General features: G+C 33.8%; 20 protein-coding genes. 12 read left to right on the forward strand and 8 right to left on the reverse strand.

What is annotated here, in order from left to right; all coding sequences use genetic code 11:
- Positions 1-262: 262 nt before the first annotated feature.
- Positions 263-712 carry a nucleoside deaminase gene (locus EV196_RS02015; RefSeq protein WP_132214368.1) on the reverse strand — a complete coding sequence of 150 codons (450 nt, stop codon included), beginning with the start codon at positions 710-712 and terminating at the stop codon, positions 263-265.
- 90 nt (positions 713-802) lie between these two features.
- On the opposite strand from EV196_RS02015, the gene dxs reads away from it, so the two are divergent.
- The 6 genes from dxs to EV196_RS02045 all read left to right on the forward strand — a co-directional run bounded on the left by dxs (position 803) and on the right by EV196_RS02045 (position 7,160).
- The gene (gene dxs, locus EV196_RS02020) at positions 803-2,566 is read left to right on the forward strand and encodes a 1-deoxy-D-xylulose-5-phosphate synthase (RefSeq protein WP_132214370.1); all 1,764 of its coding nucleotides are present in this window, start codon (positions 803-805) and stop codon (positions 2,564-2,566) included.
- A 228-nt stretch (positions 2,567-2,794) separates the two neighbouring features.
- Complete coding sequence (locus EV196_RS02025) at positions 2,795-3,319, forward strand: ATP-binding protein (RefSeq protein WP_132214372.1); 525 nt, start codon at positions 2,795-2,797, stop codon at positions 3,317-3,319.
- 52 nt (positions 3,320-3,371) lie between these two features.
- On the forward strand, positions 3,372-4,421 hold the full coding sequence (locus EV196_RS02030) for a hypothetical protein (RefSeq protein ID WP_132214374.1): 1,050 nt from the start codon (positions 3,372-3,374) through the stop codon (positions 4,419-4,421).
- Between the two features lie 146 nt (positions 4,422-4,567).
- Positions 4,568-6,073 (forward strand): PIN domain-containing protein, encoded by a 1,506-nt coding sequence (locus tag EV196_RS02035; protein WP_132214376.1) that lies wholly within the window; start codon positions 4,568-4,570, stop codon positions 6,071-6,073.
- Positions 6,051-6,437, forward strand: a complete 387-nt coding sequence (locus tag EV196_RS02040) for a hypothetical protein (RefSeq protein ID WP_132214378.1) — start codon at positions 6,051-6,053, stop codon at positions 6,435-6,437. The genes EV196_RS02035 and EV196_RS02040 overlap by 23 nt, the downstream gene beginning before the upstream one ends.
- A gap of 267 nt (positions 6,438-6,704) precedes the next feature.
- Positions 6,705-7,160, forward strand: coding sequence for a GNAT family N-acetyltransferase (locus tag EV196_RS02045; protein WP_132214380.1), 456 nt, complete (start codon positions 6,705-6,707; stop codon positions 7,158-7,160).
- Positions 7,161-7,664: 504 nt separating this feature from the next.
- On the opposite strand, the gene EV196_RS02050 is transcribed toward EV196_RS02045, so the two are convergent.
- From EV196_RS02050 to EV196_RS02065, 4 genes are all read right to left on the reverse strand, one after another.
- Positions 7,665-8,180 (reverse strand): gamma carbonic anhydrase family protein, encoded by a 516-nt coding sequence (locus EV196_RS02050; RefSeq protein WP_132214382.1) that lies wholly within the window; start codon positions 8,178-8,180, stop codon positions 7,665-7,667.
- A 113-nt stretch (positions 8,181-8,293) separates the two neighbouring features.
- Complete coding sequence (locus EV196_RS02055; RefSeq protein WP_132214384.1) at positions 8,294-9,028, reverse strand: LytR/AlgR family response regulator transcription factor; 735 nt, start codon at positions 9,026-9,028, stop codon at positions 8,294-8,296.
- A 141-nt stretch (positions 9,029-9,169) separates the two neighbouring features.
- The gene (locus tag EV196_RS02060) at positions 9,170-9,505 is read right to left on the reverse strand and encodes a GIY-YIG nuclease family protein (RefSeq protein ID WP_132214386.1); all 336 of its coding nucleotides are present in this window, start codon (positions 9,503-9,505) and stop codon (positions 9,170-9,172) included.
- Between the two features lie 75 nt (positions 9,506-9,580).
- Positions 9,581-11,794: a histidine kinase gene (locus tag EV196_RS02065; protein WP_132214388.1), complete on the reverse strand. Its 2,214-nt coding sequence runs from the start codon at positions 11,792-11,794 to the stop codon at positions 9,581-9,583.
- Between the two features lie 210 nt (positions 11,795-12,004).
- Here EV196_RS02065 and EV196_RS02070 point away from each other — a divergent pair, with 210 nt between their 5' ends.
- Together EV196_RS02070 and EV196_RS02075 are read left to right on the forward strand one after the other, a co-directional pair.
- Positions 12,005-12,724 carry an SIMPL domain-containing protein gene (locus EV196_RS02070; protein ID WP_132214390.1) on the forward strand — a complete coding sequence of 240 codons (720 nt, stop codon included), beginning with the start codon at positions 12,005-12,007 and terminating at the stop codon, positions 12,722-12,724.
- Between the two features lie 16 nt (positions 12,725-12,740).
- Positions 12,741-13,898, forward strand: coding sequence for a VWA domain-containing protein (locus EV196_RS02075; protein WP_132214392.1), 1,158 nt, complete (start codon positions 12,741-12,743; stop codon positions 13,896-13,898).
- 199 nt (positions 13,899-14,097) lie between these two features.
- Here the strand turns inward: EV196_RS02075 and EV196_RS02080 are convergent, their stop codons facing one another.
- Together EV196_RS02080 and EV196_RS02085 are read right to left on the reverse strand one after the other, a co-directional pair.
- Positions 14,098-14,394 (reverse strand): thioredoxin family protein, encoded by a 297-nt coding sequence (locus tag EV196_RS02080; RefSeq protein ID WP_132214394.1) that lies wholly within the window; start codon positions 14,392-14,394, stop codon positions 14,098-14,100.
- A 131-nt stretch (positions 14,395-14,525) separates the two neighbouring features.
- Positions 14,526-15,761, reverse strand: a complete 1,236-nt coding sequence (locus EV196_RS02085; protein WP_132214396.1) for a metallophosphoesterase — start codon at positions 15,759-15,761, stop codon at positions 14,526-14,528.
- A 170-nt stretch (positions 15,762-15,931) separates the two neighbouring features.
- Between EV196_RS02085 and polA the strand changes: the two genes are divergently transcribed.
- From polA to EV196_RS02105, 4 genes are read left to right on the forward strand one after another with little or no spacing between them, the layout of a single operon-like run.
- Positions 15,932-18,781: a DNA polymerase I gene (polA, locus tag EV196_RS02090; RefSeq protein ID WP_132214398.1), complete on the forward strand. Its 2,850-nt coding sequence runs from the start codon at positions 15,932-15,934 to the stop codon at positions 18,779-18,781.
- A 6-nt stretch (positions 18,782-18,787) separates the two neighbouring features.
- The gene (locus EV196_RS02095; protein WP_132214400.1) at positions 18,788-19,609 is read left to right on the forward strand and encodes an N-acetylmuramoyl-L-alanine amidase; all 822 of its coding nucleotides are present in this window, start codon (positions 18,788-18,790) and stop codon (positions 19,607-19,609) included.
- Positions 19,610-19,663: 54 nt separating this feature from the next.
- The gene (locus EV196_RS02100; protein WP_132214402.1) at positions 19,664-20,032 is read left to right on the forward strand and encodes an iron chaperone; all 369 of its coding nucleotides are present in this window, start codon (positions 19,664-19,666) and stop codon (positions 20,030-20,032) included.
- Between the two features lie 2 nt (positions 20,033-20,034).
- Complete coding sequence (locus EV196_RS02105) at positions 20,035-20,274, forward strand: VOC family protein (protein ID WP_317128008.1); 240 nt, start codon at positions 20,035-20,037, stop codon at positions 20,272-20,274.
- 119 nt (positions 20,275-20,393) lie between these two features.
- Here the strand turns inward: EV196_RS02105 and EV196_RS02110 are convergent, their stop codons facing one another.
- Positions 20,394-22,343, reverse strand: a complete 1,950-nt coding sequence (locus EV196_RS02110) for a YgiQ family radical SAM protein (protein ID WP_132214404.1) — start codon at positions 22,341-22,343, stop codon at positions 20,394-20,396.
- Positions 22,344-22,612 lie beyond the last annotated feature (269 nt).

A 22,612-nucleotide genomic window follows, 5' to 3' on the forward strand; every position in this document is an offset into this window, starting at 1 on the left:
ACCTCTTAAGTCTTCAGTCGCAGTCTCAGTTCTCACTTAAGTATGTCAGGTTGAGCGCAGTCGAAACCATTTATCCGTGAAACTCCGTGAAATCCGTGTCAAAAAAAGTCTTCAGTCGCAGTCTCAGTTTTCAGTTTCATGTCAGGTTGAGCGCAGTCGAAACCTCTATACCAACCAATTTTAAAAACCTTTCGACTTACTCCGTAAGCTACCTTCGTCTAAAATGTATTTTAACCTCGTTAATACTCAAGGTGACAACAACCTAATTCAAATTACGCTTCTGTATAAAAAACCGTTTCAAAAGCTCAGAAGCCTCATCTTCCAAAACCCCACCTTTTATAACCGTTTTAGGATGCAATTTGGTATTCAAATTGATACACCCACGTTCCAAATCTCTAGCACCATACACAATTTTCGAAATCTGGCTCCAATACAAAGCCCCAGCACACATTTGGCAAGGTTCTAAGGTTACATAAAGCGTGCAATCTTTTAAATATTTTCCACCTAAAAAATTGGATGCCGCAGTGATAGCCTGCATTTCTGCATGCGCCGTCACATCGGTTAAAAGTTCGGTTAAATTATGTCCTCTGGCAATCACTCTATTATCAATAACAATAACAGCGCCTACAGGAATTTCGCCCTTATCAAAAGCCATTTCAGCTTCTTGCAAAGCTTTTTTCATAAAATAGGTGTCATCAAAAGGTTGTAACATAAAAGAAACTTAGATTTTAAAAAATCAAAAATACAATTTCAAAATGATAATGTCGCTTGTATCGTTTTCAAATATTACATTTGTAAGCACATGAGCAAATTGTTAAAACATATTCACTCTCCAAAAGAACTCCGTCTTTTAAACCAAAAAGACTTACGGCAACTTGCCCAAGAATTACGAAACTTTATCATAAACATTGTCGCTACCAAGGAAGGTCATTTAGGCGCTAGTTTGGGCGTGGTGGAATTAACCATCGCCTTACATTATGTATTTAACACACCCGAAGACCAACTCATTTGGGATGTGGGCCATCAAGCATACGGACATAAAATTTTAACAGGCAGAAAAGAAATTTTTGACACCAACCGACAAATAGGCGGCATTAGTGGTTTCCCAAAACGTGATGAAAGTGTGTTCGATGCTTTTGGTGTTGGGCACGCATCGACCTCTATTTCAGCAGCGTTGGGAATGGCCATTGCCTCAAAATTGAAAGGCGATTTATACAAACAACATATCGCAGTCATTGGCGATGCCAGTATTGCAGGCGGTATGGCGTTTGAAGGGTTGAATCATGCAGGTGTTACCGATGCTAATTTATTGGTTATTTTAAACGATAATGCTATTGGCATCGACCCAAGTGTAGGTGCTTTAAAACAGTATTTAACCAACGTTAAAAAAGGCATTCATAGAAAAAACAATATCATTGAAGCCTTAAATATTGATTATTCCGGACCAATTGATGGACATGATATTGATAAAATTATTTCAGAATTAAAACGCTTAAAAACCGTTAAAGGCCCTAAGTTTTTACATGTTATTACCACCAAAGGCAAAGGCTTAAAACAAGCCGAAGAAAACCAGGTAACCTACCACGCACCCGGAAAATTTGATGCTTCTACGGGTGATATTATTTTGAAATCAAAATCTGAATTTACAAAGTATCAAGATGTTTTTGGACACACAATTGTAGAGCTTGCGAAACAAAATAAAAACATTGTAGGCATCACGCCCGCCATGCCAACAGGAAGTTCCTTAAAATATATGATGGACGACATGCCAGATCGCGCTTTCGATGTGGGTATTGCCGAACAACACGCCGTAACGTTGGCTGCAGGTATGGCCACCCAAGGGTTAATTCCGTTTTGCAACATATATTCCACCTTTTTACAACGTGCTTACGACCAAATTATCCACGATGTGGCATTACAAAAACTACCCGTTATTTTTTGTTTAGACCGCGCAGGTTTGGTGGGTGAAGATGGCGCTACGCATCACGGAGTTTTTGATTTATCATTTTTAAGATGCATTCCCAACCTCATCATTTTTGCACCACGCAACGAGATGGAGTTGCGCAACATGATGTACACTGCGCAACTAGGTTTGGATTTACCCATTGCTATTCGTTACCCCAGAGGTACGGGCGTGACGGTAGATTGGGAACAACCATTTACAAACATTGAAATTGGTAAAGGTATTCAACTAAAAGAAGGTAATAAAGTAGCCATTTTAAGCATCGGCACCATTGCCAAAAATGTAACCCAAGCGATTGCAAACTACAAACAACCCGAAAACATAGCGCATTACGATATGCGTTTTGTAAAACCTCTGGACGAAGCTTTATTACATACCATCTTCAAAACATTTGAAACCATTATTACCGTTGAAGACAACAGCATAAAAGGTGGTTTTGGCTCTGCAGTTTTGGAATTTGCTTTTGAAAATCACTATAAAAACAACATCAAACTTTTAGGCATTCCTGATGTGTTTATAGAACACGGTAGTGTTACCGAACTCCAAAAAAGTATTGGGTTGGATGTTGAGAGTTTATCAACTTTTTTTAGTGGTCTTATTTAGCTTAGTCAAGCTTCTGACATAGTCGTTCAAAATTAACAGCACTTAATTGGCTCAAAAAAAGGTAAAAACATGAGCCGATTAACAAAAATAATCGGCTCATAGCTAAATATTTTTTCAATAATTCCTACAAATAGAGCTAGTGTTGTGAGAAAAAAATTTAAATTTGGTTTATTAGTCGATGAAGTTTATTGAAACGGGACTTTATTATACCTCATACCCACAAAATATATGATAGGAAAAATAATTTTCATTGGAGGTATTCACGGAGTGGGAAAAAGTACTATATGTAAACACATATGCAGTGAGTTGAAAATGGAATATTTATCGGCTAGCGAACTTCTGAAGTGGAGTGAAATAAGTGAAGATTCTGCCAATAAAAAAGTAAAAGACATTATTTATACACAAGAACGTTTAATCTCAGGATTAGAAAAAAAAACACAAACAGGGAAACAATATTTGTTAGATGGTCATTATTGTCTATTTAATAAGCAAAATGAAATTATAAAGATTCCATTGGAAACTTTTAAAAAAATTAATCCTATTTCTTTAATTGTTATTTTTGGTGACATACTTGAAATAAAAAAAAGACTGGAGAAGAGAGATGGGGAGAAATACACAGGCCAACATTTAGAACGTTTGCAAAAAGAAGAACTTTTATACGCAAAATACTTGTCAAAAACTTTGGGTATAACTTTAAATGTAAGTCACCAAAATAATTATTTGGATTTAATAAATTCACTTAAAAAGCTCTGATTGTAAAATGAATGATGCTAGTTAAATAGTATTATTAGCCTAAATTATATAAATGGAAAACTCATTCTTCGTATTCACAGATAATAATACTCATCTACAATTGGAGAGATTCCATATTTGCACATGGGAATTTAATAATAACAGTTCATTGATTGAATTTGGATTTGAAGTTAACAAAGAAACTATTAAGTCCAACAGTTTAGCAATTTCACTTTTTATACCTTGGATGACAAAAGCCTGTGAAGTAAAAGATTTGTATGATAATCTTAAAGTTGCTGAGAACAGTCGTTTTATTTTTAATGATTCGGTCACAAGAACTGATTCTTTGGATGGGGGCAGAAATAAATTTGGAGTGATACATGGATTTACAGAAAGAGAAGACTTATGCATTTTGCCCATAATTGTTGACAAAAGCAATGACCAATTAATAACTGCCACCGTAAACCTCAAGCCATATAACGACCACAATGCTGAACATAAGCCTAATATATATTTTCGATTTTGGATTAAACCTTCAACCCCATATATCTCAATGAGAAAAAAAGGAATGGGTAAATCGACAATTATTTATGACTTAAAAATTAATGAGAAAAGAAATATTCCTGATAATCAAATCAACTTTTTTAGCGATAAAGAGTTATGCGATATAGAGAACTGCTTTTTATTTAACATCGTGCCTAATAAGTATGATATTTTATTTTTTGACAACTCATCTTTGAAAAATGTTAGAACTCTTGAGCACGAATCTTTCAATAAATATTTAGGAGATAAGCGAGTCAAAAAAGATGAGCTTATTGTGGTTTTCAATAAAAAGAAAGGGACTGAATCTTATTCATTTTTTTCTATTTATTCTAAAGAGCGTATAGGTCTTGGTCAATTTTCTTTGGCCATTTTGATTAATATTGTGTGTGGCATTTTACTGTTTATTCCTGCTTACCGTAGATCATTTAACCCTGAAATGCCGCTCAAAGATGTATGGAACCAATTACCCGCTGAAATTTTTATTGCAGTTTGTATTTTCTTTGCAACACTTATCTACTTTATATGGCCATGGATAAAAAATAGTTTAGATAAAGGATGGGATTTGCTCAAGAAAAAATAGAGTAAAAATATGTACATTATGGAAATTGAATATACTGTTAATTTGACCAATGCAGGGTTAAATAAGTACATTGATTGGTTATCTGAACATCATAATAAATCTATTCTACAGATGGAAAAATCTAAATTTCATTCAAATTTAAATTTATGAAAGCTTTACTCGATACAAACATTATAATTCATAGAGAAGCATCAAGAGTCATAAACCAAGATGTAGGGATTTTATATCGCTGGTTAGACCGTGTGAAATATACCAAATGTGTGCATTCAATGTCAATTACTGAAATTGAAAAATATAAGAACCAACAGACAGTTGAAACTTTTCAGATAAAATTAGATAGCTACGAAAAAATAGATATTCCTTCGCCTTTACAAAAGGAAGTAAAAGATGTATCAGGTAAGATTGACGTAAACCAAAATGATATAAATGATACCCAACTTTTAAATGAGGTCTTCATTGGAAGGGTTGATATTTTGATAACAGAGGACAAAAAAATTCATAAAAAAGCTGTTCTATTAGGTATTGATGGTAAGGTGTTTACGATAGATTCATTTCTTGAAAAGACATTTGCAGAGCATCCAGATTTAGTAAACTATAAAGTTCTCAATGTTCAGAAGTTAAAATTTGGCAGAATAAATCTCGAAGATAATTTTTTTGAAAGCTTAAAAGAAGACTACGAGGGTTTTGACAAATGGTTTATAAAAAAATTTGACGAAGAAGCTTATATAACAGTAAATTCAAACAATGGTCGACTTTTATCTTTTCTTTATTTAAAAGTTGAGGATATGGATGAGAACTACAGAGATACTAATCCTGTTTTTCTACCTAAAAAACGATTAAAAATCGGGACATTTAAGGTCATTAACAATGGCTTTAGATTGGGTGAGCGATTTATGAAAATCATTTTTGACAACGCTATAAAAAATAAAGTAGATGAAATCTATGTGACCATTTTTGATAAAAGAGATGAACAAAAAAGGTTGATTGACCTTTTTGAGCAGTGGGGATTTGTGTTATGGGGTAAAAAAAATGAAGAATTAGTTTATGTGAGAGATTTTAGCAAGAAAGTAAATGAACATAATTTAAGACATACTTATCCATATATTTCAAAAAATACTAATAATTGTTATATCGTTCCAATTTATCCTGATTATCATACAGAATTACTACCTGATTCCATCTTAAATACTGAATCGCCTTCTGAATTTATAGAAGATTTTCCTCATCGAAACGGAATTAACAAGGTTTATGTTTCGCGAGCATTACTACCACACCCTAATATCGGTGACATTCTTGTGTTTTACAGAACAGGTGGTTATTATAAAAGCGTGGTATCAACGATAGGAGTGGTTCAAGAAATTAGATATGATTTTATAAACGAGGAAGATTTCGTTGTTTATTGCAGAAAAAGTAGTGTATTCCCAGAAGACCAGCTAAGGGCGATGTGGAAATATTCAGGAACTAAACCTTTTGTCGTTAAATTCCTTTACATTTACTCCTTTCCACACCGAATAAACATGAAAGAATTGATAGATTTGCAAGTTTTAAGCGGAGTAAACGATGCTCCTAGAGGGTTTAAACAAATTTCAAAAGAACAATTTAAAAATATATTAAAAGCAACAAAAAGCGATGAAAGTTTTATTATCGATTAAACCAGAGTTTGCTTTCAAAATATTTGAAGGCGAAAAAAAATTTGAATTTAGAAAAGTTATATTTAAAAATCCAAGCGTGAAAACAGTCGTTGTTTATGCTTCATCCCCAGTTCAACAAGTTATTGGTGAATTTGAAATAGATGATATTCTAAGTTCGTCACCAAGTGAAATATGGGAGTTAACAAAAAAATATTCAGGAATTTCTGAAATTTATTTCCACGAATATTTTGAAAATAAATTAGTTGCACACGCCATAAAAATTAAAAACACTAAAAAATATAAGAAACCCCTATCCTTAAAGGAAGATTTTAATGTCTTACCCCCACAGTCTTATATGTATCTTAATTCAGAGGCAATAATTTGATAAATGAAAATAATGACGAAGTCTTTTATAACTTCAGAAAAATTATCAAAAGTACATTTGAAAGACTACTACTTACAATTATAATCTTTTTCTTTGGGTTATTAATATTATTAAAGACAATTAGCTACCTACTAATTCAAAAAAACGCAACTTTCCAAACCCATAAACGTTAAACGAACAAACCTAAATTTAATATTCCCAATTCCATGTAGGGTTAGGTACTATATTCACTACAAAACAACACCAAGCAAAAACCCTCACCCAACAATGACCTTCAGAAAAGCCACAGCACAAGATATTTCAGCTATTGTAGAACTCATGGCAGACGATGCACTTGGGCAACAAAGAGAAAATTTCCAAACGCCATTACCCGCAGCCTATTTAAAAGCATTTGAAAACATAATTGCTGATGCCAATCAAGAACTTATGGTTGTGGAAGATGACAACCATGCCATTATTGGAACGTTTCAATTAACCTTTATTCAATACTTGTCTTATTGTGGTGGCATAAGAGCGCAAATAGAAAATGTAATGGTTCGCAAAGACCAAAGAGGTTTAGGCATTGGAAAAGGTATGTTTGAATGGACCATAAACAGAGCGAAAGAGCGAAATGCACATGTACTGCAATTAACTTCGGACAAAAAAAGACCCAGGGCTATTAAATTTTACGAAGATTTGGGTTTTGTTGCCACTCATGAAGGGATGAAATTACATTTTAAATAAACGTCATTACGAGGAAGCATGACGAAGTAATCTGCAACTTCAACTTTCTAAGTAATCTAGGACTCCTAATTTAAGAGATTGCTTCGTTGCTGTCGCAATGACGCTCGGGTTGATATTCCGTTACTTTGTTCGAAATAACCTAAAGTATCGTTACGAGGAGTTCCGATAATTATTGGAAGACGAAGTAATCTTTTTGGTTTATGAGATTGCCACAGAAAATTAGAAATTTTCTTCGCAATGACGGAACTAGATTTAGTTTTTAGGCTATGCTTAAGACAATCTTCAACCCTGAAAACGTCAAAACATTGCCGAATTTGGTTAGGGATAGCAGTGGAAAGCCTTTTTAAAACTTTGTTACAGACAAATTAGGCAAGAACTTAAATTGGACAGATTGCTTCGCCCTTCGTCCTCGCAATGACGTTTTAAAAAGATTGTAGCGTATAGCCCGACCCCTTTTCGGGGTAACGCCCAAACACTTAAAAAGATTCCTTTTCTTAAAGGAATTTACTCCTTAAACCAGCTTGAATATTTAATATAATTATTGGCGATACGGTCTATTTGACCAGATACTAACTCTTGGCTAATGTCTTTTATTTTTACGGCTGGACAACCTGCGTAAATACTACCCGACTCTACTCGCGTATTTTGGGTTACTACAGCACCTGCTGCTATGATGCTGTTACTTTCTACAACGCAATTATCCATAACGATGCTTCCCATACCTATTAGAACATTATCGTGAATGGTGCAACCGTGTACAATGGCATTGTGCCCTATGGATACGTTATTGCCAATTGTGGTTGGACACGTTAAATAGGTGGCATGTATAACGGCACCATCTTGCACGTTTACTTTATTGCCCATTTTTATAAAGTTTACGTCGCCACGAATTACGGCATTAAACCAAATACTGCATTGGTTTCCTGCAACGACATCGCCCACGATGGTGGCGTTTTCGGCTATGTAACAATCTTCTGGCAATTGTGGTGATTTTCCGTTTACTGGTTTTATTATTGGCATGATACTATTTGTTATTTTTATTGACTATTATTGACTATTATTGACTATTAAAACGAAGCAACCTGTTACATATAATAAGATTACTTCGGTCATACTTTCCTCGCAATGACGTTTTATTGGAAATATGATAAAAGTTCGGACTTTCTGGAAGCGGAAACCATGATTTCTTTTCCGTTGCTTAAAACAACGCTTCCGCCTTTTCCTTTTACGTATTTCACAACTTCGTTTACGTTTACTAAATACGATTTGTGTACTCTTGCAAAATTACTATCAATTAACGCATCTTCAAAGTATTTTAACGTCTTACTTACTATTTTTTTCTTATTGCTGTTTAAATGGATTTCGGTATAGTTATCATCGGCTTTACAGAATAAAATATCGGAGGTATTTATTACCTCGAAACCATCTAATTGCGGAATGGTTATCTTTCCGTTAACCGTGCTGGTTTTTGGTACAAGTATTTGGTTTTGTAATTTATTTTCTTTGGTTTTTATTTCGGTAACATAATCTACAGCTTTAATAAGCTCGTCAATAGAGATGGGTTTCATTAAATAATAGGATGCGTGCGCGTTTAAAGCATCTATTGCATAATGATTGTAAGCTGTTACGAATATGGTTTCGAAATTGATATCGCCAACCTTGTCGAGCAAATCGAACGCATTGCCATAGGGCATTTCTACGTCTAGAAACACCACATCTAAATCGTTATTACGAATTAACACCAAAGCTTCTTCAACGTTTGCTGCTTCATCTAAAACTGTTATGTTTGGGCAATATTTTTTGAGATAGTTTTTGAGAATCTGTCTGCTTGTTTCTTCGTCTTCTACGATGATGGAGGTTAGTTTCATTCCTTTATTTTTTATTCTTTATTTTTATTGGCGCTTCGATAAGCTCAGCGTGACATTTCGTTTTTCATTTGGCTTTTTTTGGTTGTTTAATCATGTTTCAAAACTTAATGCTAGTGAAAATGCCAATTGATAACCTGTATGTCAGTCCGAGCTTGTCGAGGACTCACCCCGATTATCTGGACGACCATTTTCTTTATAATTCTTTGAAAACTCAACCAAATCTTCCCATTTCTCGTTAATTAAAGCTTCTTTCTTTTTGTGCGACCATCCTTTTATTTGCTTTTCAATCTTAATTGCTTCGGTTGGGTTGGTACATTGTAAATGCCTTTTAAGTTCAATAGGTCGTCGTGAAAATGTGTACCCATCGGTTTTGTATCCTGATTCGTGTTGTATTAATCTTCTTCCTAAATCATTAGTCATTCCTGTGTAATAGAAGTTATCTGAACATAAAAGAATATATACGAAATAGAATTTCATTTTAAAGTTAATTATTATTGGCGCTTCGACAGGCTCAGCGTGACATTTCGTTTTTCATTTGGTTTTTGTTTCAATTCAAAAATCGTTAATCAAAAATCGTAATTCATTAATCTTATAATCTTTTTTCAAGGTTACAACTACTCGTGTTCCTGTATCTTCTTCATCTTGAAAATCGTCAATAAATACATCTACTTTATCTTTATACATCTCATTTAGAATAGCAACACGTTTTTTAATATTACCCATGCCTTTTGAATTCTGTTTTTTCTGATTTTCGGTTTTTAAAGCTTTCGATTTTTCTCGTCCTATGCCATCATCTGTAATGGTTATTTTAATTTCTTCGGGAGTAGATTGTGAAATAATAATATCCAAAAATCCTTTTGATTTTTTGTAACGCAACCCATGCCAAACGGCATTTTCGATATAAGGTTGCAACAACATGGGTGGAATTACAAAGTCATTTTTGTTAATATTTTTATCGATGGTGATGTTATAATCAAACTTATCTTGAAATCTAAAATGTTCAAGTTTGGTGTATAATTCTAGAAGTTCTATTTCTTTTTCCAAAGGAATAAAATCTTCTTCGCTATTTTCTAAAACGGCACGCATGAGTGATGAAAAATCGGTGAGATATTTATTGGCAGCACGCTCATCATTTGATGCTATAAAACTATTAACCGAATTTAATGCATTGAAAATAAAATGCGGATTCATTTGACTTCTCAAACTTTTTAATGCCAACAAATTATTTGCCAACCGTTGTTGCTTGATGTATTTAAACATTAAAAAACCAGCGACTAGCAACAAGACAAGTCCACCAATTAAAGAATAAATTATGATGTTTTGACGCTTGGTTTGTTCGATATTGAGTTCATATTTACTTTCAGATAAAGCTCTGTCGCTTTCTAAACTTAAAATCCTGTTTTGTTTTGAAACGATATCTTTACTAAAGCGTGCTGCCTGCGATATTTCTTGTTCCTTTTTTGAGTATAATTGATCGACTAAATCTACATAACTTTGGTAAGCTACAAGTGCTTTATCAAATTCCCCAGCATCTCTATACACTTCCGAAAGTCGTCGTGTAGCATCTTTTTGCACTATTAAATCTTCTTTAGTATCGGCTTCTTCAATACTTTTTTTCAAATACGGAATGGCATTCTCATAATCTTTTTGGGAGGCATACGCATTACCAATCTTATAGTTTTGTTTTTGTGCTGTTAAAGCACTTTCATTACTTAAAACAGCTTCTTTTTGGATTTCACTTATTTGTTTTAAGGCTTCCTTTCTTAATTGAATTTCACCAGAATAATTATTTGTTTCATTCTGAAAATCGGCCACCTTAATTTTTTCTTCAACAGCTCTTTTCTTGTTTTCATTGTTAGCCAGTTTTAGTGATTCATCAAAAAATCCTTTCGCTTTTTGGGTTTCACCTTTGGCATTATAAACTTGAGCTATTTTAGAGTTTAAGTCGGTTACCTTCGGGGAAATTAAATGTTTTTGCGCCACTTTCAACCCTTCGTTATATGCATTTATGGAAGCTTGATACGATTTAGTTAACAGATTCACATCACCAAGTCCTTCATATAACTCAACCAATTGCCAATTTGATAATTGGTTTTTATTGATGCTATTATAAATTTGAAGGCTTTCTTGATAGTTATTGTTTTGTTTATAAGCGGACGCTAGTTTTAACTTAACGATGTTGGTACTCGTGTTTTGAAGGCTAATTCGGTAGTTTGAAACTGCTAAATCGAACTGTTTCCATTGCAAATAAATATCGCCCAAAACCTCATAAGCTTCACCATTTTCTTTTGAAGAATTACTGGCTCCCAAGGCTTTTTCAATAAATTGAACACTCCTTTTAGCATCCTTTTTTAAATATGTTTCAGCCGAATCTATGAGCGATTTAAACAATTCGGGATTGGTTCTCGAATACTTTTTCTTCGAATATTTAACATCTTCAATACTAGGCTGTACCTCAACTTTAATGCGTTCATTATTTAAAATCGTATAATAAACAGTTTCAAAATCTTTGTGTTTTATAGTAAGTTCATCGCCTTTCCTGGCCTCAATTCTAAAATTTCCATTGGAATCAGTGGTTGTGTACGAACCTCCATTTACTTCAATATTTACATTTGGTATCGGGTTTTTAGAGTCACTTTCAACCACAGAACCTCGAACCGAGAATTTTGGTTGACTGTTTAAGCTTCTGCTATTATCTTGAGCCAACAAAACTGTTGAAAACAACATCACGCATACAAACCATATATGTTTTGGCACTAACTTCATCTTCTTCTTTATAATAGATAAACTTACGCACTTTACTTGATAAAATAAAATACCAATTTCATAAAAAACGATTCATTTCACAACAAAAAGAGGTGTTTACGCATTTATATAAGTGCATCACTCACTCAACGTGTTCACTCACTCATTCTACATTTTTTAGGAACTATGTTGTTTTTAGATTTACAGAGTTAATCAAAAAAATATAATCTTATGAAATTAAAAACATCTCCTGCCTTTTTATTTTTATCACTGACAGCATTTATATCATTTTCACAAACCCAAGGAAAAAATTTTATTGATCAACCATACATTGAAGTAACAGGTCAAATTGAAACCGAAATTATTCCCAATGAAATTTACATAAACATTATACTTAATGAAAATGATAAAAGAGGAAAAGTAAGTGTTGAAGATCAAGAAAATCAAATGATTTCAATCTTAAAATCTTTAAATATTGATATGGATCACAACTTTTCTATAATTGATTTTGACGGTTACTACAAAAGAAAAGTTTTTGGAGATAATGAAGTAAGTAAAATTAAACGCTATGAACTTATAGTGAAAGACGGAAAAACACTTGGTAAAGTATATGAAGCACTCGATAGAATTGATCTTTCTAATATTTCTATAATAAAAGTAAGTCATTCTGAGATTGAAAAATTTAAACGAGAGGCTAAAATAGAAGCATTAAAAGTCGCTAAAGAAAAAGCAAAATCCTATGCCGAAGCTATAAATCAGAACATCGGAAAGGCTTTATTTATTCAAGAAACAAACAGTTATAACAATTCCCAATACGAAAATAACTTAAACGTACTTAACGAAGTAGTCGTTGTAGGTTACGGTACTAATAAACAAGAAAAAATTCAAGATTTAAAAATTAAAACAATTACTATAACAGCAAGTGTTATGGCAAAATTCATATTAAATTAAAAAAAAACGCAAACACATGAAGACACATTTTAAAACACTCGTATTAGGGATAACATTAATAGGTTTTACAGCTTGCAACGCCAACAACAAAAAACAACCTATTGAATACGCCAAAGTAGAAACTTTAAAACCCGAAACTAACAAACAATATATTAAAGTAGCACTTTTGTTGGACACCAGTAATAGTATGGACGGATTAATAGACCAAGCAAAAGCCCAACTTTGGGATATTGTAAATGAGCTATCCTATGCTAAATGCGGTACTGCAAAACCCAATTTAGAAATTGCTTTATACGAATATGGTAATGATAGATTGAATAGTGCGGAAGGCTACATCCGTCAAGTTCTAGCTTTTAGTAACGATTTGGATGAAATCTCAAAAGAACTATTTTCATTAACCACCAATGGTGGCGAGGAATATTGCGGACAAGTGATTCAAACCTCCATAAACCAACTAAATTGGGGTAAAAATGCCGATGATTTAAAACTTATTTTTATTGCTGGAAACGAACCTTTTACACAAGGAAAACTTAACTACAAAGACGCATCCATTAATGCTAAAGAAAAAGACATTACTATAAATACTATTTTTTGTGGCGATTATAACCAAGGTATTTCTACCTCATGGAAAGACGGTGCTGCATTAACCAATGGTGATTATATGGCTATTAATCAAAATAAAACAACGGTTCATATCGTATCGCCTTATGATGATGAGATTCTAATACTAAACCAAAAATTAAATAAAACCTATGTGATTTATGGCTCTAAAGGAAAACAAAAAATGGAGTTACAAGCTGAACAAGATAACAATGCACAAGGCTACAGTAAAGCCAATGCAGTGAGCAGAACGGTAAGCAAAAGTTCGCATTTATACAAAAATGAAACTTGGGATTTAGTGGATGCTGTTGAATTAAAAAAGGTTTCGGTTGAAACTTTAAAAGATGATGGGTTGCCGGAAGAATTGAAAGGAAAATCGGCTACAGAAATTAAAAAATATGTTTCAGAAAAAAAGAAAGAGCGCGAACAGATTCAAAATAAAATTCAAGATTTGAACGAGAAACGCAAAGTGTTTATTTCAGAACAAAAAACAGATGCTAAAAATGGTTTGGAAAACGCCATGACTAATGCCATTAAAGAACAAGCAAAAAGAAAGAAATATACTTGGCAATAAACCAATATTGCTTTTTCAATTACAAATTATAACCGCTAATTCGCAAATTTAAATGCTTACTAACGCAACAATTTGCAAATTAGCAGTTATAATTTGTGTCTTATTTTTTTCGTTTAGCCTGCTAATGGAAGTTGTTTTTTAAAATAGCGGAAAGCCCAATCAAAATATAAAATAATAAGATTAAAATCTACACAGTAAGTTAAACGTACTTTTGAATGATACCAATTAGCGTATTGGCATCTTGCTCGCCACTTTGGCGCCATTTCATTTCACCATCTTTATAAATAATTAAAGTTGGCAATGTTTTTACGCGCAAGGCTTCGGCAAGTTCTTCGTTTTTTTCAACATCAATTTTAATTACTTTAGCCTTATCGCCAAGTGCGGCAGCTACATCTCTTAAAACGGCATGCATGGTTGTAGATTGATCATTCCAATCTGTAAAAAACTCTAACAAAACAGGAATTTCTACATCAATTAGTTCCCCAAATTTTGACATACTTTATTGTTTATTAGTCAAATGTACTTATACAAACCTACGCAATTTTTCGAAAATATCAATAAACACGCTGCTTATAATGAATTGTTATAAAACTAAGCAATTTCTTTGAATATAAAAAACTGAAAAAATCATGCCGTTGGCGTGCCTTTTTTTAGTTCTATTACGGTTATTTCTGGCCATATTCCAACACGACCAGGGAAGGCTAAATACCCAAAACCTCTGTTCACATTTATGTATTGTCCCATTTCATTATAAATACCTGCCCAATATTTGTAGCGCCATTTTGCAGGACTCCATTTAAACCACCCAGGAATTTCTATTCCAAACTGCATCCCATGTGTATGCCCGCTTAATGTTAAGTGGTAATGATAATCATCTGGAATTACTTTCTTTTCCCAATGTGTTGGATCGTGACTCATTAAAACTTTAAAATCGGCAGCTTTTATGTTTTGTGACGCTTTTTTTAAATCGCCTGCTTGTTTAAAGCCTCCTGTTCCCCAGTTTTCAACACCTATTAAAGCAATTTTTTCACCATCTTTTTCTAAGTAACGATGCTCATTGAGTAATAAATCAAAACCTATTTGCTTTTGAAGGGCTTTTAAATCTTCCAAATTTTGATGTTTTGCAGCTTCAGAACTCCATGTGGCATAATCTCCGTAATCATGGTTTCCTAATATTGAATACTTACCGTCTTTGGCATGGAGTTTATTAAAAACATCTACATAAGGACGCAATTCATCTGCTTTATTATTTACCATATCGCCTGTAAACAAAATCACATCACTTTGTTGTTCGTTTACTAAATTTACGGCGTATTTAACCTTTTCCATATCATCAAAACTACCTGAATGGATATCGCTAATTTGGGTAATTTTATAACCATCAAAGGCTTGTGGTAAATCTTCAAACGTTAGTGTATATTTTAAAACTTTAAAATTGTATTTCCCTCTATATATTCCATAAATAATGGAAGTTAGTGGTATGGCAGCAATGCCTAATGCCATGCTACTAATAAATTTTCTGCGTGATGGGAAATAGTTGCCTTGGGCAGTGTCTCCATGCGCAAAGTAGCGGTAAATAGCTTGTGGCAGTCTAAAAATATCTTCGGCAAACATACCCAACAATAAAACCATTTTCGGAATTACCAAGGCGAGTAAAAATCCGAAAGCAAAGGCGTGGGCATGGTTAAAGCCATCGCTTCTGTTAAATCCGTAATAATTATATATAAAATTACCAACAACCAATAATGATATGAGCCAATATATAATGTGAATCCAATTGTTTTTTGTTACCGTTTTAATGGCTTGAAACGCATAAATATCAACAATTATGAAAAGGACTAGAAAGAAAATCCAACGAAGCATATATTCCGAATTTAATGTGTAAAGTTACTCATTTCGCATTTTTATTTTCTTATGAAATTGTTAAACATTGGGATTTCAGTTTTTTGATAAAAAACAGCATCAATAGTTTAGCTTAATCTTTAAATCAAAAATACTTTTCGTAGTTTTGAAATTCTATCAAAACAAACAACATGTCCGATCAAAAACGCCTTTTTTTAGTAGATGCTTATGCTTTAATTTTCCGTGGGTATTATGCCTTTATAAAAAACCCACGAATCAATTCTAAAGGTCAAGATACTTCGGCTATTATGGGTTTTATGAATTCACTTTTAGATGTTATTAAGCGTGAACGACCAGACCATTTAGCAGTATGTTTTGATAAAGGCGGAAGTGCCGATCGTGTTGAAATGTTTGAAGCCTACAAAGCCAATAGAGATGAAACACCTGAAGGGATTAAAACAGCCATTCCCCATATTTGCGAAATTCTGAAGGCGATGCACATTCCTATAATGGTAAAAGATGGTTATGAAGCAGATGATGTTATTGGTACTTTATCCCGACAAGCGGAAAAAGAAGGGTATAAAACCTATATGGTTACACCAGATAAAGATTTTGCACAATTAGTTACTGAAAATATTTTTATATACCGTCCCGTATTTGGTGGTGGTTATGAAACTTGGGGAATCCCCGAAGTTCAGAAAAAGTTTGAAGTGACAGACCCATTACAAGTCATTGACTTTTTAGGTATGATGGGCGATTCTAGTGACAATATCCCTGGATTGCCCGGAGTTGGCGAAAAAACAGCTAAGAAACTGTTGGCGCAATACGGTAGTATGGAAAATCTTTTAGACAACACCCATGAACTGAAAGGCAAAATGAGGGAAAACATTGAAGCTAACAAAGAACTAGGATTGCTTTCAAAAAAATTGGCAACCATCATGTTGGATGTTCCCGTAACGTTTCATGCTAAGGATTTTGAATTGGACCAACCCGATTTACCGAAAGTAACCGAAATTTTTCAGGAATTAGAATTTAGACAATTACTTGCTAATTTTGAAAAAACATTTGCTGTCGAAGCAACTTCAACTGAAACAGCATCAGCTTCAAATACAACAGAAATAAAAGCAACACCTAAAGAAACAGCTTCAGCAGGAGCAGGACAATTTTCGTTATTTGGAGGAGATATTTCAACTTCAGAAAAAACGGAAACTGTTTCAGGATTCACTAGAAATACCGCCCAAACAAGTTCACATTTTTACCAAAGTGTGGCTTCAGGCATGGCAACAAAATTGTTTGTTAAAAATTTAATGAACCAAACCTCAGTCTGTTTTGATACCGAAACCACTGGATTGAACCCCATTACGGCAGAGTTGGTTGGTATTGCTTTTTCTTGGGAAGTGGGCAAAGGGTTTTACCTACCGTTTCCTGAAAATAAAGAAGAAGCTCAAGAATTGATTGAACAATTGCGTCCTTTTTTTGAAAGTGAAACCATCCAAAAAATTGGTCAGAATTTAAAATATGATATTAAAGTACTTGCTAAATATAAGGTTGAAGTTAAAGGAAAATTGTTCGATACCATGTTGGCGCACTATTTAATTAATCCAGACATGCGGCATAATATGGATGTGTTGGCTGAGACCTATTTAAATTACACGCCTATTTCAATTGAAGAATTAATAGGAAAAAAAGGCAAAAACCAATTATCGATGCGCGATGTTGCTTTAGAAAAACAAACGGAATACGCTGTAGAAGATGCCGATATCACGCTTCAACTTAAAGAACATTTTGAAAAAGAATTAGGCGACGCCAATACACAAAAATTATTTGATGATATTGAAATCCCATTACTCCGCGTTTTGGCTGCTATGGAATTGGAAGGAATTAATTTAGATGAGAAATTTTTAAATTCACTTTCAGAACAATTAAATAGTGATATCAAATCTTTAGAAATAAAAATTTATACGGAGGCTGGTGAAGAATTCAATATCGCTTCACCAAAACAATTGGGTGATATTCTATTTGACAAATTAAAATTGGTTGATAAACCTAAAAAAACCAAAACAGGTCAATATGCTACTTCGGAAGATATTTTGAGTTATTTGGCAAAAGACCACGATATTATTCAGCATATTTTAGACTATCGCGGACTCGCAAAACTAAAAAGCACCTATGTAGATGCCTTACCAACACAAGTAGAGCCATCAACAGGCAGAGTGCATACCGATTACATGCAAACGGTTGCCGCTACGGGTCGACTTTCAAGCAACAACCCAAATCTTCAAAATATTCCTATTCGTACCGAACGTGGGCGTCAAGTGCGTAAAGCGTTTATTCCGCGAAGCGAAGATTACACCTTATTAGCTGCCGATTATTCCCAAATAGAACTGCGTATCATTGCAGCTTTAAGTAAGGAAGAGACCATGATTAATGCTTTTAAAAATGGTGAAGATATTCACGCTTCAACAGCTTCTAAAGTGTTTAATGTGCCTATTGATGAGGTGACTCGTGAACAACGTAGTAACGCCAAAACCGTAAACTTTGGTATTATTTATGGTGTTTCAGCGTTTGGGTTAAGCAATCAAACAGATTTATCGCGAAGTGAATCAAAAGAATTGATCGATACGTATTACGAAACCTATCCAAAACTTCGTAATTATATGAGTGAGTTGGTCGATTTTGCGCGTGATAATGGCTATGTACAAACCGTTTTAGGCAGACGCCGCTATTTAAACGATATCAATTCCAGAAATGCGGTAGTACGTGGTGCTGCCGAACGTAATGCTGTAAATGCACCAATACAAGGAAGTGCTGCCGACATTATTAAAATCGCCATGATTAATATTTATGATAAACTTCAAGCTGGAAATTTTAAAACCAAAATGCTCTTACAAGTGCATGATGAGTTGGTTTTTGATGTTTATAAACCCGAATTGGAAACCATAAAAACATTGGTTAAAACCGAAATGGAAAACGCCTATAAACTTGAAGTACCATTAGATGTTGAATTGGGAGTTGGTAATGATTGGTTGGAAGCACATTAAAAAATTATGATTTTGAAATATTTAAAAACCATTTTTATTTGTCTGCTATTGGTTAGTTGTTCAAAAGATATCTACAAAGTTTCTAAAGCATCTTACAAAAAACAGGCTAAAACTCTTGGGAAGAGTTTGCAATATATTCAACCTGATACTATTAACAATAAAACGGTACAGGTTATTGAATCTCAAAATTTCAATTTACGTAAACCCAATTTTATTGTCATTCACCATACCGAACAAAATAGCTGTGAAGAAACCTATAAAACGTTTGCTCTTCAAAGCACCCAAGTAAGTTCGCATTACGTAATTTGTGATGATGGAACTATCACCCAAATGTTAAACGATTTATTACGGGGTTGGCATGCTGGAAGCGGTACTTGGGGGACAGTAAGTGATTTAAATAGTGTTTCTATAGGTATTGAGTTGGATAATGATGGTGAAGAAGCATTCTCATACGCACAAATAAATAGTTTAACGTGGCTGTTAGAAGATTTAACCAAAAAGTATAAAATACCAAAACAAAATATTATTGGTCATGCCGATATAGCTCCTGGCAGAAAAGTAGACCCGAGTGCATTTTTTCCATGGAAAACATTAGCGCTAAGTGGATATGGTATTTGGTATAAAGAAGAACTGTTGGCAGATGTAGAACTTAAAGAGGATTTTGATGCCAAAAGAGCCCTAAAATTCATTGGGTATAATATTACCAATCTTGAAAGTGCCATTTATTCCTTTAAACTACATTTCAATTCAGAAGATGTTTCAAAAAAACTAACAGAAAAAGATAAAAAAATACTGTTCTTGTTGGAAAAAGAACTTTTAGGGTATTAATAATTATATCTAATACTCTTCAAAAGAACCACTAAACCAAGAATCTTAAAAAAAATGAAAACAGATTTTAACACGGTTGATGCTTATATAAATACCTTTTCAGAAGAAATACAGGAAAAACTAAATTGTATTAGAAACATTATTTTGAATAATGCTCCAGATGCTGTGGAGTCTATGTCATACGGCATGCCTGCATACAAAACGTATAAAAAACCATTGGTTTATTTTGCTGGTTATAAAAATCATATTGGTTTTTATGCAACTCCAACAGGACATGAAGCTTTCGCTGAAGAATTAAGTGTTTTTAAACAAGGCAAAGGCTCTGTTCAATTTCCTATAAATGCTCCACTGCCTATTGATTTAATTGCTCGTATTGTAAAGTTTAGAGTTAAAGAGAATAATGAAAAGTTTAATGCCAATTAAATATGTTAACCGACATTCATCCAAAGCTTCCCATGCGAGACAAAGCAGTGACTAAAGACTATTATATAACCAAATTAGGTTTTGAGGTATTTGGAAGTGCCGATTTTGATGGTTATTTAATGGTTCAAAAAGACCATATTCAAATCCATTTTTTTGAATACAAAGAACTTGATCCTAAAGAAAATTATGGACAAATTTACATTCGAACCAATACATTGATACGCTTTACAACTCATTTGTAGAAAAGGGGATAGGCATTCATCCCGCAGGACATTTACAAATAAAACCATGGGGACAAAAAGAGTTTTCGTTACTTGACCCAGACAATAATCTAATAACATTTGGAGAAGCTATTTAAAACCTACCGTTTCTTCTTACTCTTAAACTTAGCCTTATTTTTCCGTTGATTAAAAGGAATAGCATCATCAAACGTATGTTTGGCATCGCCACTTGGTTTGTTTTTACGCCATTTATCATTCTCAGGTAATAACACATTCAATAAATCTTGACGGCCTAATTTATTTAAGGTTTTTCGAATCCAATCTTTATTTTCGTTTTTATACCAAAAGAAAAAACGATGTTGCTCATCTTTTTCTTTCTGGGTTTTTGGCGTATTTACTTTTTTAAGCGTGTATGGGTGGTAACCGCTATAATAAATAACCGTAGCTACCGTCATAGGCGTTGGTGTAAACCCTTGAACTTGCTCTAACTGAAAGCCCATATCTTTGGTTTCGGCAGCAAGATTCGCCATGTCTTCAGCTTCACACGCAGGGTGATTCGATATAAAATAAGGGATCAACTGCAAGTTTAAACCTTTCTTAATATTAATTTTATCAAAGCGTTCCTTAAACTTATGGAAATAAGAAAATGACGGTTTCCGCATTAACTTTAAAACGGGGTCGCTGGTATGTTCTGGAGCTACTTTTAATCGTCCAGAAATATGCTTCGTCATCACCTCTTCGGTGTAATCATCCAACTCTTTCGGGTCGGCATTTTTATTGAATTCAGGCACTAACATATCATGACGAATACCACTTCCAATAAACGATTTTTTAATTTTTGGATGGCTATCAACCGCTCGGTACAACTCGGTTAAAGGTTTGTGAGACGTGTCGAGGTTACTACAAATAACAGGCGAAATACACGAAGGTGCTACACACTTATCGCATATAGACTGTATTTTGCCTTTCATTTTATACATATTCGCACTTGGGCCACCAATATCTGACAAATAGCCTTTAAAGTCGGGCATGTTTGCCACCGTATCAACTTCACGCAAAACAGACTCCTGACTTCTAGATGCTATAAATTTCCCTTGATGTGCGGAAATAGTACAAAAACTACAACCTCCAAAACACCCACGATGGATATTAATGGAAAACTTAATCATTTCATAAGCAGGAATGGGTCCACGCTTATTATATTTTGGGTGAGGTAATCTCGTGTAAGGCAAATCAAAAGAAGCATCAATTTCATCTTCCGTCATCGTTGGATATGGCGGATTAATCATCAACGTCTTTTTGCCAACTTTCTGAAAAATACGTCTTGCAGCCAGTTTATTACTCTCTTGTTCTATCGTTTTAAAGTTAGAAGCATATGCTTTTTTGTCTTGTAAACATGTTTCGTGCGATACAATTTCTACATCTTCCCAATTACTATTCTTAGGCACATCTTCCTCATTATCTAACAAAATAGCGGTTTGTAATACGGTATTTATGTTTTTAAAAGGAACCCCTTTTTCTAGCAATCGCACCACTTCTCGTAAAGGTTGTTCACCCATGCCATAAACCAACATATCAGCTTTTGAGCTTTCTAAAATTGAAGGCATCAACTTATCACTCCAATAATCGTAATGCGTCACACGACGTAACGACGCCTCTATACCTCCTATTAAAACAGGTATATCTGGCCATTTTTCCTTTAAAATATTAGTGTACACTGTAGTAGCGTAATCCGGTCTAAAACCAATATCGCCATTAGGAGTGTAGGCATCTTTATCACGCTTCTTTTTGCTAGCAGTATAATTACTAATCATCGGGTCCATACAACCTCCAGTAACCGCAAAAAACAATTTTGGAGCACCCATTTTTACAAAATCCTGAAGATTATCATTCACATTAGGCTGTGGCACAATGGCAACCCGCAAACCATAACTTTCTAAAATACGACCAATAACCGCAGGCCCAAACGATGGATGATCTACATAAGCATCACCACTAAACAGAATAACGTCTAGCGCATCCCATCCGCGTATTTTCACCTCTTTGTTTGTGGTAGGCAACCAATCTGAAAGTTGTAACTCTTGTTTCACGTTGCAAAAATAGACAAAAATCGGTTCATAAACATGATGTGGTAATTTATCGCTATAACGCCTTCCTTTTTTTATGAATGATAACAAGGAGTCATTGAAGTTTAACTTGAATACATTTCAAAAAAATAACGTAGTCATATTCATTATAAAAATCAAGAAAACAAGAACCTGTTTTAACGCATTTAATGCCTTTAATAAACTTTGTTTCGAAACTTTCTAAACCACTGATTATCAAAATATTTTTAATAGACAATAAAAAAGTTATTCAC

It is taken from the genome of Mariniflexile fucanivorans, from assembly GCF_004341235.1.
Lineage (GTDB): Bacteria > Bacteroidota > Bacteroidia > Flavobacteriales > Flavobacteriaceae > Mariniflexile > Mariniflexile fucanivorans.